This is a genomic window from Alteraurantiacibacter aestuarii (assembly GCF_039523595.1).
GTDB classification, from domain to species: Bacteria; Pseudomonadota; Alphaproteobacteria; order Sphingomonadales; family Sphingomonadaceae; genus Alteraurantiacibacter; species Alteraurantiacibacter aestuarii.
The window spans coordinates 1,029,645-1,052,375 of record NZ_BAAAFP010000002.1; the positions used below are offsets into that span (position 1 = coordinate 1,029,645).

22 protein-coding genes and 1 tRNA gene are annotated in these 22,731 nt (G+C 63.4%); 4 read left to right on the forward strand and 19 right to left on the reverse strand.

From position 1 onward, the window contains the following. Positions 1-21: 21 nt before the first annotated feature. From ABDZ98_RS08550 to cpdR, 5 genes are all read right to left on the reverse strand, one after another. Positions 22-1,122, reverse strand: a complete 1,101-nt coding sequence (locus ABDZ98_RS08550) for an NAD(P)/FAD-dependent oxidoreductase (RefSeq protein ID WP_160589691.1) — start codon at positions 1,120-1,122, stop codon at positions 22-24. Next, positions 1,101-1,787, reverse strand: coding sequence for a methyltransferase domain-containing protein (locus ABDZ98_RS08555; RefSeq protein ID WP_160589690.1), 687 nt, complete (start codon positions 1,785-1,787; stop codon positions 1,101-1,103). The genes ABDZ98_RS08550 and ABDZ98_RS08555 overlap by 22 nt, the downstream gene beginning before the upstream one ends. After that, a complete protein-coding gene (locus ABDZ98_RS08560; RefSeq protein ID WP_202385917.1) occupies positions 1,777-2,847 on the reverse strand; it encodes a type III polyketide synthase in 1,071 nt (356 codons plus the stop codon). The genes ABDZ98_RS08555 and ABDZ98_RS08560 overlap by 11 nt, the downstream gene beginning before the upstream one ends. Positions 2,848-3,008: 161 nt before the next feature. Beyond that, a tRNA-Val gene (locus ABDZ98_RS08565) sits at positions 3,009-3,083 on the reverse strand. A 71-nt stretch (positions 3,084-3,154) separates the two neighbouring features. After that, complete coding sequence (gene cpdR, locus ABDZ98_RS08570; RefSeq protein WP_160589689.1) at positions 3,155-3,529, reverse strand: cell cycle two-component system response regulator CpdR; 375 nt, start codon at positions 3,527-3,529, stop codon at positions 3,155-3,157. Between the two features lie 132 nt (positions 3,530-3,661). Between cpdR and ABDZ98_RS08575 the strand changes: the two genes are divergently transcribed. Further along, positions 3,662-4,606, forward strand: a complete 945-nt coding sequence (locus ABDZ98_RS08575) for an N-formylglutamate amidohydrolase (RefSeq protein WP_160589688.1) — start codon at positions 3,662-3,664, stop codon at positions 4,604-4,606. A 218-nt stretch (positions 4,607-4,824) separates the two neighbouring features. On the opposite strand, the gene ABDZ98_RS08580 is transcribed toward ABDZ98_RS08575, so the two are convergent. After that, a complete protein-coding gene (locus ABDZ98_RS08580; RefSeq protein WP_160589687.1) occupies positions 4,825-5,619 on the reverse strand; it encodes a SapC family protein in 795 nt (264 codons plus the stop codon). Positions 5,620-5,709: 90 nt separating this feature from the next. Further along, positions 5,710-7,158 (reverse strand): FAD-binding oxidoreductase, encoded by a 1,449-nt coding sequence (locus tag ABDZ98_RS08585; RefSeq protein WP_237437359.1) that lies wholly within the window; start codon positions 7,156-7,158, stop codon positions 5,710-5,712. Between the two features lie 66 nt (positions 7,159-7,224). Between ABDZ98_RS08585 and ABDZ98_RS08590 the strand changes: the two genes are divergently transcribed. Beyond that, positions 7,225-7,872, forward strand: coding sequence for a hypothetical protein (locus ABDZ98_RS08590; RefSeq protein WP_343806561.1), 648 nt, complete (start codon positions 7,225-7,227; stop codon positions 7,870-7,872). 149 nt (positions 7,873-8,021) lie between these two features. After that, positions 8,022-9,572 carry a DEAD/DEAH box helicase gene (locus ABDZ98_RS08595; RefSeq protein WP_160589684.1) on the forward strand — a complete coding sequence of 517 codons (1,551 nt, stop codon included), beginning with the start codon at positions 8,022-8,024 and terminating at the stop codon, positions 9,570-9,572. A gap of 132 nt (positions 9,573-9,704) precedes the next feature. Here the strand turns inward: ABDZ98_RS08595 and ABDZ98_RS08600 are convergent, their stop codons facing one another. The 4 genes from ABDZ98_RS08600 to ABDZ98_RS08615 all read right to left on the reverse strand — a co-directional run bounded on the left by ABDZ98_RS08600 (position 9,705) and on the right by ABDZ98_RS08615 (position 14,360). Further along, positions 9,705-10,601 (reverse strand): DUF5694 domain-containing protein, encoded by an 897-nt coding sequence (locus ABDZ98_RS08600; protein WP_343806564.1) that lies wholly within the window; start codon positions 10,599-10,601, stop codon positions 9,705-9,707. Positions 10,602-10,663: 62 nt separating this feature from the next. After that, on the reverse strand, positions 10,664-12,973 hold the full coding sequence (locus tag ABDZ98_RS08605) for an ATP-dependent helicase (RefSeq protein WP_337190141.1): 2,310 nt from the start codon (positions 12,971-12,973) through the stop codon (positions 10,664-10,666). 47 nt (positions 12,974-13,020) lie between these two features. Next, the gene (rsmD, locus tag ABDZ98_RS08610) at positions 13,021-13,575 is read right to left on the reverse strand and encodes a 16S rRNA (guanine(966)-N(2))-methyltransferase RsmD (protein ID WP_160589681.1); all 555 of its coding nucleotides are present in this window, start codon (positions 13,573-13,575) and stop codon (positions 13,021-13,023) included. Next, positions 13,572-14,360: a pseudouridine synthase gene (locus tag ABDZ98_RS08615; RefSeq protein WP_160589680.1), complete on the reverse strand. Its 789-nt coding sequence runs from the start codon at positions 14,358-14,360 to the stop codon at positions 13,572-13,574. Before ABDZ98_RS08615 ends, rsmD begins: the two co-directional genes overlap by 4 nt. Before the next feature lie 419 nt (positions 14,361-14,779). Here ABDZ98_RS08615 and ABDZ98_RS08620 point away from each other — a divergent pair, with 419 nt between their 5' ends. Further along, positions 14,780-16,117: an AmpG family muropeptide MFS transporter gene (locus ABDZ98_RS08620; protein ID WP_160589679.1), complete on the forward strand. Its 1,338-nt coding sequence runs from the start codon at positions 14,780-14,782 to the stop codon at positions 16,115-16,117. A 19-nt stretch (positions 16,118-16,136) separates the two neighbouring features. Here ABDZ98_RS08620 and ABDZ98_RS08625 read toward each other — a convergent pair whose 3' ends face one another. From ABDZ98_RS08625 to ABDZ98_RS08660, 8 genes are all read right to left on the reverse strand, one after another. Then, the gene (locus ABDZ98_RS08625; RefSeq protein WP_160589678.1) at positions 16,137-17,483 is read right to left on the reverse strand and encodes a bifunctional folylpolyglutamate synthase/dihydrofolate synthase; all 1,347 of its coding nucleotides are present in this window, start codon (positions 17,481-17,483) and stop codon (positions 16,137-16,139) included. 19 nt (positions 17,484-17,502) lie between these two features. Then, the gene (accD, locus tag ABDZ98_RS08630; protein WP_160589677.1) at positions 17,503-18,351 is read right to left on the reverse strand and encodes an acetyl-CoA carboxylase, carboxyltransferase subunit beta; all 849 of its coding nucleotides are present in this window, start codon (positions 18,349-18,351) and stop codon (positions 17,503-17,505) included. Beyond that, positions 18,348-19,139 carry a tryptophan synthase subunit alpha gene (gene trpA / locus ABDZ98_RS08635; RefSeq protein ID WP_160589676.1) on the reverse strand — a complete coding sequence of 264 codons (792 nt, stop codon included), beginning with the start codon at positions 19,137-19,139 and terminating at the stop codon, positions 18,348-18,350. Before trpA ends, accD begins: the two co-directional genes overlap by 4 nt. A 97-nt stretch (positions 19,140-19,236) precedes the next feature. Continuing rightward, positions 19,237-20,472, reverse strand: a complete 1,236-nt coding sequence (trpB, locus tag ABDZ98_RS08640; protein ID WP_160589675.1) for a tryptophan synthase subunit beta — start codon at positions 20,470-20,472, stop codon at positions 19,237-19,239. A 21-nt stretch (positions 20,473-20,493) separates the two neighbouring features. Further along, positions 20,494-21,129, reverse strand: a complete 636-nt coding sequence (locus tag ABDZ98_RS08645; RefSeq protein ID WP_160589674.1) for a phosphoribosylanthranilate isomerase — start codon at positions 21,127-21,129, stop codon at positions 20,494-20,496. Between the two features lie 143 nt (positions 21,130-21,272). Next, complete coding sequence (locus ABDZ98_RS08650) at positions 21,273-21,656, reverse strand: bleomycin resistance protein (protein ID WP_160589673.1); 384 nt, start codon at positions 21,654-21,656, stop codon at positions 21,273-21,275. Between the two features lie 8 nt (positions 21,657-21,664). Beyond that, positions 21,665-22,339 (reverse strand): orotidine-5'-phosphate decarboxylase, encoded by a 675-nt coding sequence (gene pyrF / locus ABDZ98_RS08655; protein ID WP_160589672.1) that lies wholly within the window; start codon positions 22,337-22,339, stop codon positions 21,665-21,667. Further along, complete coding sequence (locus ABDZ98_RS08660) at positions 22,336-22,680, reverse strand: LapA family protein (protein WP_160589671.1); 345 nt, start codon at positions 22,678-22,680, stop codon at positions 22,336-22,338. Before ABDZ98_RS08660 ends, pyrF begins: the two co-directional genes overlap by 4 nt. Between the last annotated feature and the right edge of the window lie 51 nt (positions 22,681-22,731).

The window sequence follows — 22,731 nt, forward strand, 5'->3', positions numbered from 1 at the left end:
GGTCTTAGCAGTCAAAGCGGCTCACGCAAGGGCAGGCGAAACACTGATCCGCGTCTGATGCATCAAAAGCGTGACAAGGCGCGGTGCAACACGGGCCAGCGCCATGGCAATATCATGCCCCGTGCCCGTTTCCGCCAGTCTGCGGGCAATGCGGGCCATCGCCACCGGGGCTGCCGCCTGACTGGCGAACCGGGCCTGAAATTGCGCCGCCCCCTGCGGACCGTGGGCCATCCAGTGGCTGGCGGCGGCAAGACCGCTGGCAAGCGCGATGGATATGCCTTCTCCGGCAAGCGAGGGGATCACTGCGGCCTGGTCTCCCAGCCGGTAGAGGCCGGGGGACGTGGTGCGCGCGATCCAGCCATAGGGCACAGCGCCAATGCTATCGATTCGGCCCGATTGCCAATCGCCAGACAGACGCGCGGCAAAATGCGCCGATTGCCCGGCCAGCATCTCCAGCAGTCTGGCCGGATCGCCACCGGCGCGTGCCAGCATGGATTTGCGCACCGCCAGGCAGATGTTGGCGCTGCCATCCTCCTGCATGATGATCCCGGCATAGCCTGCATCGAACAGGTGCAGCTCGATCGCTCCGGCCAGCAGCAGGCTCTGTTGCGGAGTGGAAGGCAGGCGCAGGCGCAGGCCAATGGCCGGATCGCGCGCCTGACGCGGGCGTGAATGGCCGCGCACATCGTGCTTGCCGCTTGCGAGAAAGATAGTCTCCGCCTGCCACGTCCTGTCCTGCCCGGTGGCAATCGTGCCTTCGATGTGGCGGATGGTGTCATGAACCAGCACCGCGCCCAGATCCTGCGCTCGCTGGCGCATGGCGGTGTCCAGCGCATGGCGTGACAGGCCATAGGCAGGCGCGGGCAGGGCGATGCGCGCCTCTCGCTGCCCGGTAAACAACCGCAATTGGTGCACGCCATGCGCGCCGATCTGGTCTGGGTCGACCCCCAGTGCGCGCAATTGCTGCGCCGTCTTCCAGCTCAGGAACCCGCCGCACAGCGGATCACCCACCTGCCGGTCACGGTCCAGCAAAGTTGGCACGCCGCCGCCCTGCGCCAGCACGATGGCTGCGGCACATCCCGCAGGCCCTGCGCCGATGATCAGCGGGTCCGCGAAACGCATAGCCGGAAGGGGAAGAAGCGCTCGATTCGTGCCGCAGTGATGCCGGCATCGCCAAGCAGGCGCTGCCAGTCATCGGGGCGGAAGGAGCGGGCAATCGAAGTCTGGCCATCGCTGCGCACGATGGGATGCCAGCGCATGATCCGGGCCAGCCACGGATAGCCGACATAGCTCAGCGTATGGCGATGCAGATCGTTGATGAACCATCCCGCGCGCGCCTCACTCTCCATGAAGCGCAGGAATTCCAGCAATTGCTGCTGCGTCATGTGATGGGCGACGAGGTTGGAGATGACGATATCGAAATTCTCGCCCGCCAGATCGGCATAATCGCCGGTGCGATATTCGATTGGGTAATCGGCGGGTGTGGCCTCGCGGGCCACGCCTGCGCTGCGGGAATTGAGGTCAATGCCCACCAGATGCGCCGATATCCCGCGTTTCTTCGCCCAGCGGGCAATGACGCGCAGCGTATCACCGCAGCCAAAACCGACATCGAGCAGGGTGAAGCTCTGCCTGTCGCCAATGGCGCGTTGCAGGAAGTTCAGCGTGGGGCGGTATGCCAGCGTCAGGCGGTTGACCTGAGACAGATCGCGCAGCACCGCGCCATAAATGGTCGCATCCAGCGCGGGGTCATCCATCAGTTCATCGCACAGGCGGCGTTTATCCAGCATCGCCGGTCCAGCCGAAGCGGAAACCTTCCAGCGCAAGTCCCGGCCCGAATGCCAGCGCAAGCCCGGTCTCGGGCCGCTGTTTGAGTATCTGTTCGAGCACGAACAGCACGGTGGCAGAGGACATGTTGCCGCATTCGCGCAGTATGGTGCGGGACACTTGCAGGCGGTCTTCGGGCAGGCTCAGGCCGCGTTCCACCGCATCCAGCACCGATCTGCCGCCGGGATGGACTGCCCACGCGTCTATCCGGTCGAGCGGGGTGCCATTGCCCAGCCGGGAAACCAGGTCGCTATCCTCCAGCGCGGCGCCGAAACGGCCCGGCACTGCGCCCGAAAGATGCATGGCAAAGCCGGTATCGCCAATGGTCCAGGTGATCAGGTCGCTGCTTTCCTCCAGCGCGGCGGAAATCCCTTCGCCCATGGCCAGGCCCGCTCCGCTGGTGGAGATGATGGCAGCCGCCGCACCATCGGCAAATTGCCCCATGGCCAGCAAGGCTTCCAGATCTTCGGTTTCCTGTAAATGCAGCGTGCACAGCTCCACCGCCAGCGTCAGCACCCGGGCATCGGGGTCCGACCGGGCAATATGGGCGGCGGTGCGCAGCGCGGTGATTCCGGCATAGCAGCCCATGAAGCCGATGGAGATTCGCTCCACATCGGCGGAGAGGCCCAGCTGGCGGGCAATGATCTGGTCCAGCCCCGGCGCAAGAAAGCCGGTGCAACTGGCCACCACGATATGGGTGACACCGGCAATATCGGGCAGGCGGGCGATGGCAGACAGCGCCAGACGGGGCGCCTCGCTGGCATAGATCGCCATGCGCTGCGCCGTGCCGGGGGCCTGATCGCCGCCGTAAAAGCTGCCGGCATCGAAGTGCGACTGGCCAGCGCCCAGCACGCTGAAGCGCCGGTCTATGCCGCCGCGGGCGGACATGCGCGCAAATACACGCCTCTGCTTGTCCTGCCGCAGCTGGGCCTGCGCCCAGTTGCGATAGTGGCTGTCTATCTCACCGTCGGGCAGGGCGGTCGCAATCGCGTTGATGCGCGGGACGGGCCGCAATGTTTGCATTCGGGCAAGATAGGGACTGCCCCCCGCAATAGGAAGATGGCTCTTTGACTATGGTGGGCCAAAGCGGGGGCATCGCGGGGCCAGATGATCGGAAGACGATCCGGGGCCGATACGAAAAACCCGCCGCAATTGCGACGGGTCCCGTATTCAGTGTTCAAGAATGGTGGGCGTAGCAAGGATTGAACTTGCGACCCCTACGATGTCAACATAGTGCTCTACCACTGAGCTATACGCCCGAGCCATTCTTCACGCCGTATGGTTGCGGCAGGCGGGCCATCTAGCGCCGCCCCGGCTGCCTTGCAAGGCCTTACATCCGGACGGGGATGGCATCCTCGAAAATGCGCTCCACTTCCAGCACCAGGTCTTTCAGGTGGAAGGGCTTTGACAGCATCTTGGCATGGGGTGCTTCGCGGCTGGCGCGCAGCGTCACGGCGGCAAAGCCGGTGATGAACATCACCTTGGTGGAGGGGCTGATCTCGTTGCAGCGCTGGGCCAGTTCGATCCCGTCCATTTCCGGCATCACGATGTCGGACAGCAGCAGGTCGAAAATCTCGGTCTGCATATAGGGCAGGGCCTCGATGCCACTGCTAACGGGAACCACCGAGAATCCTGCATTTTCAAGCGCGCGCGCCAGATATGTGCGCATAGCCTGATCGTCTTCGGCCAGCAGGATACGGATCATGTTGCGGTCCCCTCTTTTGGTGCAGGTCGCGGCCTAAACCACAAAGCCGTTAACTTCCCGTGCCGATTTGGATGTGCCCAGCTTTGAAACAGGAATTTTGACTTCGTGGATAATCGAGGCCAGCAAGCATGGATGGTCGATGAGGCAGCACAGGCGCGCGATTCGGGTGGCAGCCACGGCGGTCACTTGCCGGGGGATGAGGGCAAGCCCGCATTCGAGATGCTTGCGCGCAGGCCTTCGCCTATTCCGGTGCTGATTGCCGTGCCCCATGCCGGGCGAACCTATCCAGAAGCCCTGCTCGCCCGCATGCGCTTTCCCGATGATGCCTGCGTGCGGCTGGAGGATCGCCTGGCCGATCTGGTGGCGCGCGACGTGGCGCGAGAGACCGGGGCCGCTCTGCTGGTGGCCCATGCTCCGCGCGCGATGATCGATCTCAACCGCGCGCCGGAGGACATGGACTGGGACATGGTGGCAGGCGATCCGCCACCGGGCCTGACCCGCTTTGCCGCCGGGCGGCGCGCACGCAGCGGGCTGGGGCTGGTGCCGCGCCGCCTGCCGGGCATGGGCGAATTGTGGAAGGGACGGATGAGCTCGCAAGACCTGGCCGCGCGGCTGGACCTGGTTCATCGCCCCTATCATTCCACGCTGGCGCACATGCTGGAAAGCCTGCGCGATCGCTGGGGATCGGCGCTGCTGATCGATCTGCATTCCATGCCGCCGCTTGGCCCCAAGTCTGGCCAGGACCCATCACCCGATTTCGTGATCGGCGATCGCTATGGCTCTGCCTGCAGCGCTCACCTCAGCCTTGCGGCCTTCAACCATTTCGCCAGCTGCGGGCGGCGCGCGGCGCATAACCGCCCCTATGCCGGCGGCTATGTGCTCGATCGCCACGCTTCTCCGGCGCGCGGCTTGCATGCAATGCAGGTGGAGATCTGCCGAACCACCTATCTGGAGCCGGCCTTGCGTGAGGCGGGAGACGGGCTGGGCAACGTGGTCAATGTCCTGTCGGGCCTGGTCAGGCGACTGGCGGAGGACCTGCTCGCCGGATCGGGCAATCTGGCGCAGGCGGCCGAATAGGCACCCCAATGCCCACATGAAAAAGCCACCCCGTACACAAAGGTACGAGGTGGCCAAGGTTCTGGGAGGAAGTACACCAAAGTGCACTTATCCGGCGGGCCATGAGGGCAGCCCACGGGACTTCTCCAAAATAAGTGCGGTTCAGGGCCTTTCAAGTGCAGAAGGGGCCGGACATGCCGACCCCTTCCAGATTTTTTCACCTGTCAGGCGCGCTGGCCTCAATTGGCGGCGGCAGCGGTCCCGGCGGGGAGCGAGGGACCCTTGCCCTGTGCAGACTGCTTGGAAAAAATGAAGCGCATCAGGTCGAGTGAGAACAGATGGGCGTGGATCAGCGGCAGCAGGCCGTTTTCGTTCCACTTGCGCAGCTGGTCACCGCGCAATTCACGCAGCTTTTCCTGATTGATCATCTGGAAGCCGCGATAGATGTACGGCTGGCCGGGGTTGTCATTGCGGTTGATGGCAACTTCGCCGTCCATCAGCAGGCCGGCCTTCTGGATTTCTTCCATGAACAGCTGGGTCTTGGCACCCGCTTCCTCGAACTTCTCGCAGAACTGCAACAGTTCGGTGGTGTGCTGCGTAGGCTGCTTGTCCGCCTCGAACATCGGGCGACCTTCTTCGAATTCGCCCAGCAGGCCGCTGGTCGGATCGAAGCACAGCGAAAGATTGGTGGTATCGCGGTCCAGCTTTGCCAGCAGGAACGGATAGCGGCGGATATAGGCCGGCATATAGGCGGAGGTGTCGAGCGGCGAGCCGTCGTCATCGAAAAACACGTTCACGCCGTCATTCAGGCCCATCAGCGCCAGCGGCACGGGATTGTCACCAGCGGAAAACACGATCGGGAAATCGCGCTGTGCCTGCGGGAATTCCTCCACCGTCAGCGGAATGGCATGCTGCTTGGCGACCCACGGGGCCTTGTCCACGCTGATGGACTTCCAGCTACCATGATCTGCGCTGTTGAGCGGGACGAGGTCCTTGTAAAGGACGGGCAAACCTTGCTTCGGCGCGGTGGCCATTTCATTCTCTCCGAATCTGGATTTTCCTGTCTGGCGCAATCGGTAGCGAGCCCCTCCCGCAGCGATACACCAGTTTGATGCGCGCGGGCTTTAGTGGCTGTGCGCCTCTCGTGCAAGCGGCACGAGCTTGCCCGGATTGAGCAGGCCGCGGGGATCGAGCGCCTGTTTCACCTGCCGCATGATCGCCAGCTGCACCGGATCACCCAGCCTGCCCAGCTCATCGCGCTTCAATTGCCCGATGCCATGTTCGGCGCTGATCGATCCGCCCCAGCGGGTCACCAGGTCATGCACATAGGCGCTGATGTCCTTGCCCTGGCTGGCTTCCCATTCTCCCGGAACCGCGCCGGCGGGCGCCAGCACATGGTAATGCACATTGCCATCGCCCAGATGGCCAAAGGCAACCGCGCGCACGCCGGGAAAGTGCGCCTCGACCTGCGGCACGGTTTCCGCCACGAATTCGGCCATCTGCGCCACTGGGACGGAGATATCGTGTTGCATCGCCGGGCCAAGCGCACGCTCTGCTGGGGCAATTTCATCGCGCAAGGTCCAGAATTCCTCCGCTTGCGTCTCATTCATGGCGATGGTCGCATCCTCGACCAGCCCGGCCTCGAACGCGCTTTCCAGCAGCGCCTGCGCCCGGTCATGCAGCGTATCGACGTCAGAGGCATCGGCGGCGAGTTCAATCAGCGCGTGCCATTCATGCGCCTGCTGCAGCGGAGCGCGCGCTCCGGGCTTGTGCGCCAGCACGGCGTCCAGGCTGTGGCGCGGCATCACTTCGAACCCTTCCAGCGCATCGCCCGCCTGTTTTTGCGTGTGCACCAGCAGCCGCCGGGCAGCGCGAATGTCATCAAGCCCCGCCCACAGCACGGCGCGGTCAGCCAGTGCAGGCAGCAGCCGCAAAGTGGCGCCGGTGATCACGCCCAGAGTGCCTTCGGAACCGATCAGTAATTGCTTGAGGTCGAATCCGCGATTGTCCTTCTTCAGCGGAACCAGCGAATCGAACACCGACCCGTCCGCCATCACCGCCTCTATGCCCAGCACCTGCGCGCGCATGGAGCCGTGGCGCAGCACCTGCGTGCCCCCGGCATTGGTGGAAATCAGCCCGCCGATGGTGGCAGAGCCCTTTCCGCCCAAAGTCAGCGGGAAGCGCAGGCCCACAGCCTCTGCCGCCTCATGCAGCGTTTGCAGGATCACGCCCGCCTCGCAGGTGACCTCGCGGGCATCCTCGTCCAGCCTGGTGATGCGGTTCATCCGCCGCAGTGAAATTACCAGCGCATCGCCGCTGTCATCGGGCGTGGCACCGCCGGACATGCCGCTGTTGCCCCCTTGCGGGACCAGCGGCACGCCATGCGCCGCGCACAGTTTCACCAGTGCGGAAACTTCCTGCGTGGTGGCGGGCGAGGCCATGCCCAGCGCGCGGCCGGTGTAGCGTCCGCGCCAGTCCGTCAGCCACGGATCGACCAGTTCGGGGTCCTGCGTGAAGCCGCGCTCGCCCAGCAACTGGCGCGCGGCATCGCAAAATTCGGGTCTCTTGCTCATGGCGCCGCTCATGCCAGCGCAGCCACAAGCTTGCAAAGGGCAAACTGCAGGTTAAGCCACTATTCAATGTCAGCTGGTATTGGGGACGGGAAAGCAGGCCGCATCAAGCGCCTGCACCAGAGCAAAAGCTTGAACAAACGTCTCGCCTTTCTTCTCGTCGCACCGGTCCTGCTGCTGCCTGCCCTGGCCGCAGAGGCACCTCTGCGCGCGCAATCGGCAGAGGTGAATCTGAGCGCGCAGCCAGAACGCCAGCGGCCTGAACTGGGCCTGCAGGGCATCGCCACTCCGCCGCTGCGGGTGTTGCAGAATGCCCGCCATACCGACGATCTTGAACAGATGCGCATTCGCCAGCGGGTGATCATCCGCATCTCTCCCAGCACGCCCGATACGCGCGAGAGGATGCTGGCAACCTTGCCGCGCCGCGCCTCGCAAGACGCGTTCGAGGAAGTGGCGCATGATGACTGCGTCGAGATTGACGATATTGCCGGAGTAACCGCCACGCAGGACAACCGCCTGCTGCTGTTCATGCGCAACCGGCACGTGCTGGCGGCAGCGCTGGAGGACAGCTGCACCGCGCGCGCCTTCTATTCCGGTTTCTATGTCGAGCGCAGCGACGATGGCCGCCTGTGCATCGGCCGTGACCGCCTGCAATCGCGCGCCGGGGCCTCCTGCGAAGTTGCCGGATTGACACGGATTGTCGCTGCTGGCGATTAAAGCGTGCTGCGCCTGCCGCGTCAGGCCGCATTTCTTGACTTTTTCCCCTGTTGCTGCATAGGGCGCAGCAGTTAAGGTTGGGCCGTTTGCCCACCTCCATTCGCCTGCGACCCCAGTGGCAGGCCATTGATCCGGACATTGCGATACATATGAAGTTTGCCGATCTCGGCCTTTCCGACGAATTGCTCAAAGCCGTGGAAGACGCCGGTTATACCGAGCCGACCCCGATCCAGGCGGAAGCAATCCCGCAGGTGCAGATGATGCGCGACCTGATTGCCATCGCGCAAACGGGTACGGGCAAGACCGCCAGCTTCGTGCTGCCGATGATCGACATTCTCGCCAATGGCCGGCGCCGTGCGCGCATGCCGCGCAGCCTGATTCTGGAGCCGACGCGCGAACTGGCGATGCAGGTTGCCGAGAATTTCGAGAAATACGGCAAGAACCACAACCTCAACATGGCGCTGCTTATCGGTGGTGTGCAGATGGGCACGCAGCTGAAGGAACTGGACGAGGGCGTTGACGTGCTGATCGCCACGCCGGGCCGCCTGATGGACCTGTTCGAACGCGGCAAGATCCTGCTGACCGGCTGCGACCTGCTGGTGATCGATGAAGCTGACCGCATGCTCGACATGGGCTTCATCCCCGATATCGAATTCATCTGCGAAAAACTTCCCGCCCAGCGCCAGACGCTGCTGTTCAGTGCCACCATGCCGCCGCCGATCAAGAAGCTGGCGGACAGGTTCCTGACCAATCCCAAGTCGATCGAGGTTGCCCGCGCAGCCACGGCCAACGTCAATATCGCCCAGTTCAAGGTGGAAATCAGCCCGCGCAAGAAGAAGCAGGCGCTGAAGTATCTGCTGGAAGTGGACAATGTCTCCACCGCGATCATCTTCGCCAACCGCAAGACGACCGTGCGTGAGCTGAACAAGGAACTGCGCAAGGCTGGTTTCCGCAGCGGCGAGATTCATGGTGACATGGACCAGTCCAGCCGCATTGCCGAGCTTGACCTGTTCAAGTCGGGCGAAGTCAACATCCTCGTCGCATCAGACGTTGCCGCACGCGGACTGGACATCAAGGGCGTGAGCCACGTGTTCAATTACGATACGCCATGGCACCCGGACGATTACGTCCACCGCATCGGCCGCACCGGCCGTGCCGGGGCCAAGGGCCGCGCGATCACTCTGGTTACCCCGGAAGACGCCGAGGCGCTGGCCAATGTCGAGAAGCTGACCGGCATCAAGGTGCCTCCGTTCGACTGGAGCGCAACCTCGCCCCAGCGCGACGAAGGCCGCCAGGAAGGCGTCAAGGAAGCCGAGATCGAAGCCAAGGCCAAGGCCGCGAAGGACTCAGGTCGCGATTCTGGCCGTGACTCAGCTCGCGATTCTGGCCGTGATAGCGAGCGGGACGAGAAGCCCAGGCGTTCGCGCCGCAAGAAGGCGGACGAACCCAGGGCTGAAGCTGCCCCGCGCGAGGAAGAAGCCGCTCAGGATGAGCCGCGCGCAAGGCAGGCCCGCCCGGAACGCGCTCGGGAAGACAAGCCCCGTGAGGCTGCTCCCCGCGAAGCTGCTCCGCGTGAGGAAAAGCCCCGCGCTGAAAAGCCCGCCCGCAAGCCTCGCAAGTCCGCCGACGAAGGCGAAAAGGGCGATGCAGGCGAATGGAACGGCCCCAAGCCCAGCTTTCTGAACTTCGGCTTCGATTGATTCGGACCCGCTAGCGAAACGTGACGCTGGCCCCCGGCACACGCGCCTGCGTGTGAGGGAGCCAAGGGTCACATGGAGCCGCCGCGATGGGGCGGTGGGCTGTCGGCGGGATGCCGACCGTCGCCGTGCCGATTACTGGCGTTGAATATACGGGCGCGGATCGACAGAGGCCGCCGCGCCGCTTTCGCGCAGGAACTGCTCAAGCAGGTAAACATGTCCGGCGCCGTAGAGCACGAAGACCCGCTCGCCTGGCCCCAGCGTTTCACGCAGATTGTTGAAGATACGCAAGTTGCGTGCGTACCACGTGCCCACCCAGGCAGCGCCGGGATTGTCATCGTTGGAGCCAATGGCGGCCATCTCGAAATACGGTTCATGTTGCCGCAGGCGCGCTGCCGGTCCGTTCAGATCATAATACCATTCGCCAACCGTCTGTGCGCTCATGGCTGATGCAGTCTGGTCGGCTTGCGCCTGCCCATTGGTGACAAATGCATCGAACCGGTCGCTCTGGCCGTTGCGTTCGGCCCAATCGATGAAATCATATTCCGCTGGATCGCCCGGAGCCTGTCCGTTCCAGTCGAGCGCATAAATCTTTGTGAAGCCTAGCTTTCTGGCGAGACGAAAGGCGATCTGATCGCGTTCATTCGCGCTAACATCCAGGTCGCCCGCCAGATAATCTGCATAGCGCCGGTCCAGACCTGCCTGATCGGAACGCTCCCATTCGATGGCCACGCGCGTGGGCTGCCACCGTGCAAGCCCGTCAACCAGACGCTCAATTTCCTGTTGTCGCTCTGGGACGAGAACGTCCTCGACAGGCAGGTTGATGAGGTCGCGATTACTGCTGGCGAGGTGGTAGGTCCCAAGCAACATCACCTGAGGTTCCGGGGCCGTCTGATCTTGCGCGGTAGCGGTTGCGTGGCTTGCGGTCATGGTTCCCATCGCGAGCAGCAACGCACAAAGCCTGGCAATCATGAAACAGAGTCCTTTCAGGTGTATTGGGTGAGTAATACACCTGAACTGGAAATCCGGCAAGCCGAAGATATTGTGTCCGCAACCGGGCTGCAACGGCGCCGCAACCCGGTGCGATCAGCGGCTCAATCGGCGGTCTGCACAAAGCTGTCGATCACGCGCTTGGTGCCCGATTTCTCGAACTCGATTTCCAGCTTGTTGCCGTCCTGGCCCATGACCGTGCCATAGCCGAACTTGTCGTGGAACACGCGCGCGCCGATGGCGACATCGCTGCGCGGCTTGGCGGCGAAGCTGGCGGCGCTGCGGCCGGGTTCGGCCAGGCGCTTTGGCTTGTTGTCATATCCTGTAGCGAGCGCCCTTTGCCAGCCCGGGCCGCGCTGCTGCGAGCGCTCGGGGCGGCTGGTGGAGACGTGGGCGAAGGGGTCTTCGCTCTCGCTCCAGTTGGCGCGCCACATGCTGGCGCCGCCGGTCAGCGTGGTTTCCACCTCCACCGTATCCTCGGGCAGTTCTTCCACGAAGCGGCTGGGGATGGAGCTGGTCCACTGGCCGTAAATGCGCCGGTTGGCGGCATGCAATATGGTGCAGCGCCGCCGTGCGCGGGTGATGGCGACATAGGCCAGGCGGCGCTCTTCCTCCAGCGATGCCAGCCCGCCTTCGTCGAGCGAGCGCTGGCTGGGGAACACGCCTTCTTCCCAGCCGGGCAGGAACACGTGGTTGAATTCCAGCCCCTTGGCGCCGTGCATGGTCATGATGGTGATCTTCTCGCCATCGCTGGCGGCTTCATTGTCCATCACCAGCGACACATGTTCGAGGAAATCGCCGAGCGTTTCATACTCCTCCATCGCGCGCGCCAGTTCGGTCAGGTTTTCGGAGCGACCTGCGCTCTCTGCCGAGCGATCGGCCTTGAGCATATCGTCATAGCCGCTCTCCTCCAGCACCGTGCGCAGCAATTCCGACGGGGTGACCTGTTCGGACAGTTCGCGCCAGCGCAGGAAATCCCCCATCAGATCGGCAATCGTCCGCCGCGCGCGGGCGGCCAGTTCATCGCTGTCGGCCAGTTCCAGCGCGGCGGCGGCCAGCGGCATCTGGCGGCGGCGGGCGTGCTGGTACATCTTCTCCAGCGCCTTTGCCCCCAGGCCGCGCTTGGGCTGGTTATAGATCCGCTCGAAAGCCAGATCGTCCGCCGGTTGCGCGATCACCCGCAGATAGGCGAGGGCATCGCGGATTTCGGCGCGTTCATAGAAGCGGAAGCCGCCGATGATGCGGTAATTGAGGCCGATCTGGATGAAGCGGTCCTCAAACTCGCGCGTCTGATATTGCGCTCGCACCAGGATTGCCACCTGTTCAAGGTCGGCACCTTCGCTTTCCAGCCGTTCGATCTCCTCGCCCACGCGGCGCGCTTCTTCTGGTGCGTCCCACACGCCGATCACGCGGACTTTTTCGCCAGCATTGATCTGTGTCCACAGCGTCTTGCCGAGGCGCTGCGAATTGGCCGCAATCAGCCCCGATGCAGCTGCCAGGATCTGCGGAGTGGAGCGATAATTCTGCTCCAGCCGGATCACTTTCGCGCCGGGAAAATCCTTTTCAAACCGCAGGATGTTGGCCACTTCCGCGCCGCGCCAGGAATAGATCGACTGGTCATCGTCACCCACCACGCAGATGTTCTTGCGATTCTGGGCGATCAGCCGCAGCCACAGGTACTGGACCGCGTTGGTATCCTGATATTCGTCCACCAGCACATATTTGAAGCGCGTCTGGTACTGCTCCAGAATATCGCGATGCTGGCGAAATATGTTGAGCATGTGCAGCAGCAGATCGCCAAAATCGCAGGCGTTGAGCGCTTTGAGCCGTGCCTGGTACAGCGCATACATCTGCTGGCCCTTGCCATTGGCATAGGCCTCATTGTCGATAGGCTCCAGCTCACCGGGGTTGAGCCCGCGGTTCTTCCACCCGTCGATCAGGCCCGCCAGCTGCTTGGGCGGCCAGCGCTTTTCATCCAGATCCTGATCGCGGATCAGCTGCTTGATCAGGCGCAGCTGATCGTCCGTATCGATGATGGTGTAATTGCTTTGCAGCCCCGCCAGTTCGGCATGGCGGCGCAGCATCTTGGCGCAGATTGAATGGAAGGTGCCAAGGAACGGCATGCCTTCCACCGCATCGCCGATCAGCTGGCCCACGCGGTGGCGCATTTCGCGCGCGGCCTTGTTGGTGAAGGTGACGCACAGGATTTCACTGGGCCATGCCATCCGCTCGCGGATCAGATGCGCCATGCGGTGCGTCAGCGCGGCGGTCTTGCCCGTGCCTGCACCTGCCAGCATCAGCACCGGCCCCTCCGTCGTCAGCACGGCTTCGCGCTGCGGATCGTTAAGCCGCGCCAGCCATTCTGGAACCTGTCCGGCGGTGAGGCCGGAGGTCGGAAGAGGGGCGGTGTTCACTTGTGAACAGTTAGGGAACATGAACGCGGCGCGCAAGGCTGCCGCAGTCAGTCTTCGCTTTCATCCAGCCGCAGCAGCGACAATTTGGCCTTGCCCACCTTTCGCTCGGCCTCGAGCGAGAGGCCGCGCAGTTTCAGCTCCTCATCGCGCTCTGTTTCCAGCGATATCCACGTGGCAGGGCCAATCCAGCCAAGGCGGCCCAGTTTGTCTAGCGCGACCTGTCCCGCGCCCGTGCCATAGGGCGGATCGAGCATGATCAGGTCGAGCGGAGCCGGAGCTTTGCCCAGTGTCATCACCGATGCGGCGCGCACGTCACAGCGCGGCTGCGCGCGAAAGGCGGCGATATTTTCTCTCAGAGAGCGGATGGCGGCGGCATCCTGTTCCACGAACAGGCAATGCGCTGCGCCCCGGGAAAGCGCCTCCAGCCCCAGCGCGCCCGACCCGGCGAACAGGTCGGCTACTTTCAGCTCCTCGAAAGAGCCAAGACGGCTGGCGAGCATGGAAAACAGCGTTTCGCGCACGCGGTCTGCGGTAGGGCGGGTGACGTCACCGGCAGGCGTGCGCACGGGCCGCCTCTTCCATTCGCCAGCGATGATCCTCACAGATGGCCGCCCTTTTTCAGCGAGCTTTCGAACGGTTGCAGCTCATGCTTCATGACTTCATCGGCACGCCCGCGCGGCAGATCGCCCAGCTGGAAGGGTCCATAGGCGGTGCGGATCAGGCGTGAGACCTTGAGGCCCAGATGCTCCAGCACACGGCGCACTTCGCGGTTCTTGCCTTCGGTCAGCGTCATCTCGACCCACTGGTTGCGGCCTGTCCGCCGCTCCAGATTGGCGTCGATCTTGCCATAGCGCACGCCTTCGATGGTGATGCCGTGGATCAGTTCCTCCAGCTGCGCCTGGCTGATATCGCCAAAGGTGCGCGCGCGGTAAGTCCGTTCTATCTGGCTGGACGGCAATTCCATCGCCCGCTTCAGCTCCCCGTCATTGGTCAGCATCAACAGGCCTTCGGTATTGAGATCGAGCCGTCCCACCGGCATCAGCCGCGGGGCATCGGCGGGCAGGCAATTGCGCAGCGCGGAATAGATCGTCGGGCGACCGGAAAAATCGCGCTCCGCAGTCAGCAGGCCGGGCGGCTTGTGAAAGCGGAACAGGCGCGTGCGCTCTGCCTTGCCCACCGGCTGGTCATCCACGGTCACACCGGCAAGGCTGGTCAGCACGGTGGCGGGCGTGGTCAGCACCTCGCCATTGATCTTGATGCGGCCCGCCTCAATCATCCGCTCCACCTCTCGGCGGCTGGCAATGCCTGCGCGGGCGAGCAATTTGGCGATCCGGTCGCCGCTGCGCGGGGGGAGATCGTCGCTGTTCTTATGGTCGGGTGGTGACATGCCCCGCAGCTAGGGGCTGGGAGCCTCGGGCGCAACAATCATCAGCACCTGCGAGAGGCAGGCACAGACTGGCGTTGCCATTGGGCTGCTCGGCGAATCAGTGTTCCGGATGCGGCTGACGCCGCGAATCCTCATCTTCCTGATCACTGAATTGTCGCCAGCCATGTTCCGTACGCACAAGCGGCCTGCCGCATCGCGCACATTTGGTCCGGAAATCAAGGCCATCATGCCACACCCGGTTGCGGTTGATCGAATGACTGACCAATGCACAGATCATTTTGTTCAACATTGCGAGACTCCGTTGGCTCGCCTTCAGCTATCCTCTAACAACTCCCTTCTACCACTGACCGGCATTGGACCCCAATAGGTATTGGTTCATAGACTTCCGGTTGACCATTATTTGGGACGAGGGACATTGGATGGCTGAAGCACACACCGCAGGGGGCCGGCGCAGTATCTGGCAATCGGTGGCTCCCTATTTCGAAAAGGAGTCGCTGGCGGCCTTTTTCCTGGGTGTCTCATCCGGCTTTCCCTTCGCCATGATCGCCGCCACGCTGACCACAAGGCTGGCGCAGGACGGCATCGAAAAGAGCACGGTCACCGCCTTCAGCCTGGCATTTCTGGTCTATAATCTGAAATTCCTGTGGGCCTGGGTCGTCGATGGCGTGCGCATTCCGGTGCTTGGCAGGCTGGGGCAGCGCGTTTCGTGGATGCTGGTCGCTGGCTGTTTCGTCATCGCCGCCGTCGTCAATCTGGCGCTGGCGGATCCCGGCGCAGACATTGTGTGGACCGCCACCAGCGCGGTGATGGTCGGCATTGCGGGCGCGACTTTCGATATTGTTATCGATGCCTACCGGATCGAGACGCTCAAGCCCTACCAGCTGGGCACGGGTTCGGGGATGAGCCAGTATGGCTGGCGTATCGGTGCAGGCGCTGCGGCTGCCCTGGCGCTGGTGATGGCGGCGCGATATGGCTGGTCCATTGCCTATATTGCCTGCGCGGTGTTTGCGCTGCCAGCGATGCTGACGGCGCTGATCCTGGGCGAACCGCCGCGCCGCAAGGTGGAAATAGCCCGCAAGGGTCTGGCCGAGATGTGGAAGTCCGTTTCCGGGCCATTCGCCGAATTCTTCCAGCGCAGCGGAGCCATGATGGTGTTGCTGTTCATCCTTGTTCACAAGATCGGGGACACGCTGGCCAACCTCACCTTCCGCCTGCTGTTCGATGACATGGGCTACACCAATGACGAAATCGCACTGTACGATGTGGGCGTGGGCTTCTGGGCGCTGATCATCGGCGTGTTTGTGGGCGGCATCATCTATGCCCGCCTTGGCCTGAAGAAATCGGTGCTGATCTCGCTGGTGCTGATGGCAGTTTCCAACCTCAGCTTCGCCTTCCTCGCCGCTTCGGGGAAGAGCAATCTGGGCATGGCGGGCGCCATCGGGTTCGAGAATTTCGCCAGCGGTTATGGCGGCGTAGTGGTCGTCGCATACTTCTCTGCACTGTGCGACCTGCGCTTCACCGCCGCGCAATATGCGCTGATTTCAGCGGGCGCGAGCGTGGTCGGGCGTTTTCTCACCGGCACCACGGCGGGCGCGCTGATAGAGGGGATCGGCTATTTCAATTTCTACGTCCTCACCACCGTCGCAGCGCTGCCGGGCATCGTGCTGTTCTGGTGGATGATGCGGACGGGGCTGGTCGATGCCGCAATGGGCACGGCGGGTGAAGTGGGTGAGGGCGACGCGCGGGCCGATCCCTAGCTGATCAGTCCGGAGCTGATCAGTTTGGCACTTCGCCGTTGGCCTTGAGCACCTGCCCCGCCAGATAGAGCGATCCCGCGATCAGTATCGTGCCGCCGTCCTGCGCATGCGGGGCGAGGGCGCGGACTGCGTCTTCCAGGCTGGGTGCGGTGGTGGTTTCGGCCACGCCGGCATCGCGGGCGATTGCTGCCAGATCCTCCAGCGGATGATATTCGCTGCCGTCGATGGGAATGGCGGTCAGGCTGGCCAGATGCGGCGCGATGGTCGTCAGCGTGGTGCGCGCATCCTTGGCGCTGAGCATGCCGATGATCGCATGCACCGGCTTTTGCGCCTGCGTTTCGAGATATTTCGCCATTGCCAGCGCGGCATTGGGATTGTGACCGCCGTCCAGCAGGAAAGTCGCACCGGGCAGAAGCTGCGTCAGCGGGCCATCGGCCAGAAGCTGCAATCGCGCGGGCCACACGGTGGAACGGATTCCGCTCGCCATCGCCTCGGTTGAAACCGTCACCGCGTCCTGATGGCGTAGCATGGCCACGGCCAGCGCGGCATTATCGCCCTGATGGCTGCCGGGCATTTGCGGCAGGGGCAGGGACAGTTCGCCTTGCGCGTCACGATAGGCAATGCCGTCCGCGCTCACATCGGCAAACCACGCCTTGCCGCGCATGAACAGCGGCGCACCTTCTTGCGTGCAGCGCTGGGCGATCATGGCTTCCATGTCGGCGCGGTAATTCTGCGTCACCATCGGTGATCCGGCGCGGACAATGCCCACTTTCTCGAAGGCGATGCGCACTTCGGGATTGCCGGGAGAAGGGGCGCTCGGGTCTTCGTTCAGCAGGAACTGGTGATGATCGACGCCGAGAGACGAGATGCCGCATGCGGCGGGCCTGACCATCACATTGGTGGCATCGAACCGGCCGCCAAGGCCAACCTCGATCACGCAGGCATCGGCCGGAATGCGCGCGAAGGCGAGCAGTGTGGCCGCTGTGGTCACTTCAAAGAAGCTGGGGCCAAGGTCCTCGGAAATATCGAGAACTTCCTTGAGCAACTGTGCCAGAAGATCATCGGAGATCAGCGAACCGGCAACGCGAATCCGCTCGTTATAGCGCACCAGATGCGGCTTGGTGGCGACATGGACTGTCAGCCCTTGCGCCTCCAGCATGGCGCGCAAAAAGGCGCAGGTGGAGCCTTTGCCATTGGTCCCGGCAACGTGGAACACCGGCGGCAGGTCACGCTCCGGATTGCCCAGCCGGTTCAGAATTTCGTGGATCACCTCCAGCCCGATGCGGCCCTGCGGCAAAGACAGGGCGGACAGGCGATCAAGCTGCGCCTGAACCTCGGGGTCCCCGGAAGAGGCGAAGTCCTTCATGCTGCTGCGTGTCCTGGAATCAGGCGGCCTTGGCGCCGCTCAGATAATCGAGCAGGCGGGCCAGCGTGGGGCGCAGGTCGGCACGCTTCACCACCATGTCCACCATGCCGTGCTTGTGCAGATATTCGGCGCGCTGGAAGCCTTCGGGAAGTTTCTCGCGAATGGTTTCCTGAATCACCCGCTGTCCGGCAAAGCCGATCAATGCGCCGGGTTCGGCAATTTGGACATCGCCCAGCATGGCATAGGATGCGGTAACGCCGCCGGTGGTGGGATCGGCCAGTACCACGATATAGGGCAGGCCGGCTTCCTTCAGGCGGCGCGTCATCACCGTGGCGCGCGGCATCTGCATCAGGGACAAGATGCCCTCCTGCATGCGCGCCCCGCCAGCGGCGGTAACGGCGATATAGCCGCATTTTTCGTCCAGAGCGCGCTGGGCTGCGGCGCAGAAGGCATTGCCCACCGCCATACCCATCGATCCGCCCATGAACATGAAATCCTGCACGCCCACCACGGCCTTGTTGCCTTCAATCGTGCCCACGGCAGCGGTGAAGGCATCGGGATGCGGATTGGCGGCGCGGGCGGCTTTCAGCCTGTCCGTATAGCGCTTGGTATCGCGGAATTTCAGCGGGTCTTCGGCCACAACCGGGGCGGGCAGAAGTTCGAACCCGGCGTCCAGCAATTGCTCCAGACGTGCATCGGCGCCGATCCGCCCGTGATGCTCGCAACGCGGACAGACGGACAGGTTCGCCTCATATTCCTTGGCGAACAACATCTCCTGGCAACGCGGGCATTTGACCCACAGATTGTCAGGCGTTTCGCGCTTGGACCCAAAGGGCAGCGCATTGCGTACACGGGAAATCCAGCTCATGCGGCTGTCTCTCGCGCATTATGCACTGCCTTGGCAAGGCTCGCCGTATATTCGCGCAGGTATTCGGGTGCGTCATTGCCGTATTTGCCGACGATTTCCACGAAGGCAGAGCCGACCACGACGCCGTCTGCCACGCGGGCGATCTGCTCGGCCTGTTCGGGTGTGCGCACGCCAAAGCCGACCACGATGGGCAGGTCGCTCGATTGCTTGATGCGGGCCACGTTTTCCTCAATCGAAGCGAGCGCGGCCTGCTGTTTGCCGGTGATCCCGGCGACGGAGACGTAATAGAGGAACCCTGACGAGCCATCGAGCACGGTGGGCAGCCGCCTGGCATCAGTCGTCGGGGTGGCAAGGCGGATAGGCGAAATGCCATGCGCGCGCAGGTTCGGCCCCAGATCGGGGTCTTCCTCCGGCGCGAGGTCGACGCAGATCACCCCGTCCACGCCCGCCTTCTCGGCCTCAACCGCGAACCATTCCGGCCCGCGCCGTACCATCGGATTGGCATAACCCATCAGCACGAGCGGTACATTCGGATGCCGCGCGCGAAATGCGGTGGCGATGGCGAAAATGTCTTTGGTCTTGGTGCCAGCCGCCAGCGAGCGAAGATTCGCCGCCTGGATTGCCGGACCATCGGCCATCGGATCGGTAAACGGCATGCCCAGCTCGATCACATCGGCGCCGCCTTCGACCAGCGCGTCAAGATTGGCCGCAGTGTCGCCGTCGCCAGCCGTGATAAAGCAGACGAGCGCGGAGCGGGTGGGTGAGAAGGCGGTCTGGAAGCGGGTCATTTTACTCTCGTCATCCCGGCGAAGGCCGGGACCCATTGGGCCAGCAGCGCAGGATAGAAGGATGGATTCCGGCCTTCGCCGGAATGACGAATGAGGTTCATATTTGCGTCCCCAGAGCTTCCGCCACGGTGAAGATGTCCTTGTCGCCGCGTCCGCAAAGGTTGGCGCAGATGATCGCGTCGCGGTCCATGGTCGGCGCAACCTTCGCCACAGCAGCAATCGCGTGGCTGGGTTCCAGCGCGGGGATGATGCCTTCGGTGCGGCACAGCAGCTGGAAGGCGTCCAGAGCCTCGGTGTCGGTGACCGCCGTATAATCCACGCGGCCCGTTTCCTTCAGCCATGCATGTTCGGGGCCGATGCCGGGGTAATCGAGACCGGCGCTGATTGAATGCGCTTCGGTAATCTGGCCGTCCTCGTCCTGCAGCAGATAGGTCTTGTTGCCGTGCAGGATGCCGGGGAAGCCGCCTGCGAGGCTGGCTGCGTGTTCCTTGTCCAGCCCATGTCCTGCCGCTTCCACGCCAAGCATTTTCACATCCGGATCATCCAGGAAGGGATGGAACAGGCCGATGGCGTTGCTGCCGCCGCCGATGGCTGCCACCAGCAGATCGGGCAGGCGGCCAGTGCGGGCGAGCAGTTGCGCGCGCGCTTCGGTGCCGATCACGCTCTGAAAATCGCGCACCAGTTCAGGATAGGGATGCGGGCCGGCGGCGGTGCCGATGATGTAGAACGTGTCATGCACATTGGCGACCCAGTCGCGCAGGCCTTCGTTCATCGCATCCTTCAGCGTGGCCGCGCCGCTGGTGACGGGGACGACTTCTGCGCCCAGCAGCTTCATGCGGAACACATTGGGCTGCTGGCGGGCAACGTCGGTCGCGCCCATGTAGATCACGCAGGGCAGGCCAAAGCGCGCGCACACGGTGGCGGTGGCCACGCCGTGCTGGCCCGCGCCGGTCTCGGCAATGATGCGCGTCTTGCCCATGCGCATGGCGAGCAGGATCTGCCCGATGCAATTGTTGATCTTGTGCGCGCCGGTGTGGTTCAGCTCATCGCGCTTGAACCAGATTTGCGCGCCTTTTCCTGCCGGAGCGTCCTTGCGCAGTTCCTCGGTCAGCCGCTCGGCATAATACATCGGGCTTGGGCGACCCACGTAATGCTCCAGCAGATCGTCAAACTGCGCCTTGAAGGCTGGGTCTGCCTTGGCGGCCTTATACTCACGCTCCAGATCGAGCACGAGCGGCATCAGCGTTTCGGCCACATAGCGACCGCCGAACTGGCCGAAATGGCCGCGCTCGTCAGGCTGGTTGCGGAAGGAGTTGGGCTGTTGTTCGGTCATGTTTCCACTCTGGCTTTCGGTTCAGCCGTTTCGGGCCGCTTGGCAGAAGGCCCGTATCTTGTCGATATCCTTGATGCCGGGCGCGCTTTCCACGCCGCTGGAGGTATCCACAAGGGGGGCTTTGGTCTGCCTGATTGCATCGGCCACATTGGCAGGAGTCAGACCGCCCGCAAGGCCCCACGGCGCATTGTGCGTGAAGCCTGACAGCAGCGACCAGTCCAGCGCCAGCCCATTGCCGCCCGGCAGCGCGCCAGCGGGGGCATCGTACAAAATGCGGTCGACCGCGCCGACATAGCGCTGGGCGTGCTCCATACCGGCCTGGTCCCTGACCCCCACGGCCTTCCATATCTCGATCGGCAGCGCCTGTTTCAGCGCGGCGCACCATTCGGGCGTTTCCGCGCCGTGGAGCTGCACAACATCGGGTTGCACGGCATCAATCGCGCGGGCGGTTTCGTCGGGACCCATGCTCACCAGCAGCAGCACCGTCAGCAGCGGATCGGGCACGGTTTCACTCAGCGCGCGGGCATCGGCAAGCGAGAGATGGCGCGGGCTGGGTTCATAATGGACAAAGCCCACATGCGTTGCGCCCGCAGCAGCGGCGGCATCGATGCTCTCCCGGCTGGATAGGCCGCAAATCTTGATCAAAGTGTCTTGCATACAAAATCCGGTTGATCCCGATCGCGTCATGCCGAACTCGTTTCAGCATCCACCGGGCATGAAAAGCTGCGCCTTACATGGGATGCGCTTCCTTGCCGTCAAATGGACCCTGAAACAAGTTCAGGGTGACGAGGGGACGGCAATCACTTCTCCGGCCCCTTCTCCGGCGGGTTCTGCACCAGCCGCAGCAGGTTTCCGTCCGGATCGACCAGATAGGCGATGGTCAGCCCGCTGATATCGCGCTGCGGCGGGACGAGGCGCGGTATGCCGGTACGCGCTTCGGGAACCCCGGCGGCGCTGGCCTGCGCTACCATCGCGTGCAGATCATCCAGCCGGATGCAGCAACCATGTGAATTTTCTGCCGGGTCGAGATCGGGCCAGGGGAAGAATTCCATGCTCACGCCGCCATTCTTCAGGATCAGCCAGTGGCCGGAGCGGAAGGATGCGCGAAAGCCCAGTTTGGCATAAAATCGCTCTGCCTTGAGGAAATCGCGCGCGGGCAGGTTGGGCGTGGCGTGGTCGGCCATGGGCGCGCTTACAGCGTCGCCTCAATATCCCTTGCGGCCTGTGCGGGATCTTCCGCGCGGCTGATCGGGCGGCCGATGACCAGCACCGATGCACCATCATCGCGTGCGGCGCGCGGGGTGACGACGCGCTTCTGGTCGCCCACCGCGGATCCTGCGGGGCGCAGGCCGGGGACGACGAAAAAGCCGTTCTTCCACTGCTTGTGCACCGCTTTCACTTCCTGCCCGGAACACACGATCCCATCGAGGCCCGAATCCTGTGCCAGCTCTGCCAGCCGCATCACATGGTCATGCGGAGTGCCCGATACGCCGGTGCGCAGCAGATCGCGCTCATCCATGCTGGTGAGCATGGTCACGCCCACAACCTTGCAGTTTTCGCCCGCAGCGGCCTTGGCATCTTCCATCATCGCCCGCCCGCCGCCGGCATGAACGGTGACGATGGCGGGTTCCAGCACGTGCAGCGCCTGCATCGCGCCGGCCACGGTGTTGGGGATGTCATGCAGTTTCAGGTCGAGGAAGATCGGCAGGCCGACGTGGGCAATTTCATGCACGCCATGCGCACCGTGGGCGCAGAAGAACTCCAGCCCCAGTTTCAGGCCGCCGACGTGGCCCTTGACCTTCTCGGCCAGGGCCTTTGCCGCATCGAGCTGCGGCAGGTCGAGCGCCAGATAGACCGGGTTGCTCATATCGGCGGCATGCCCGGCGTGGTGTCGCGCGTATCGCTGTCTGCCGAAAGCGGTGTCGGCTCCTCGTCCACCACCGGCTGCACGATGGGCGTGGCAGCGGCGGTGCGCGCGGCGCTTTCCAGCGCGGCGATGCGGCGCTTGAGCTGCCATTTCCCGGCGCGGTGATACAGCCACATCGGCAGGAAGCCGATCACGAAGGAGACCACCACGATGGCCGGCAGCACCGTATCGATCAGCAGGTTATCCCAGATCCGCACCGATATCGGCTGCCAGTTGGCATAGGAAAACACCATCAATGCAACCAGCAGCAGCACCCATATGACTGTGCGTACGATTTGCATGGCTCTCTCCTCCTCAATACCTCTTCGGCGATGCTAGGGGCAATGTTTCCC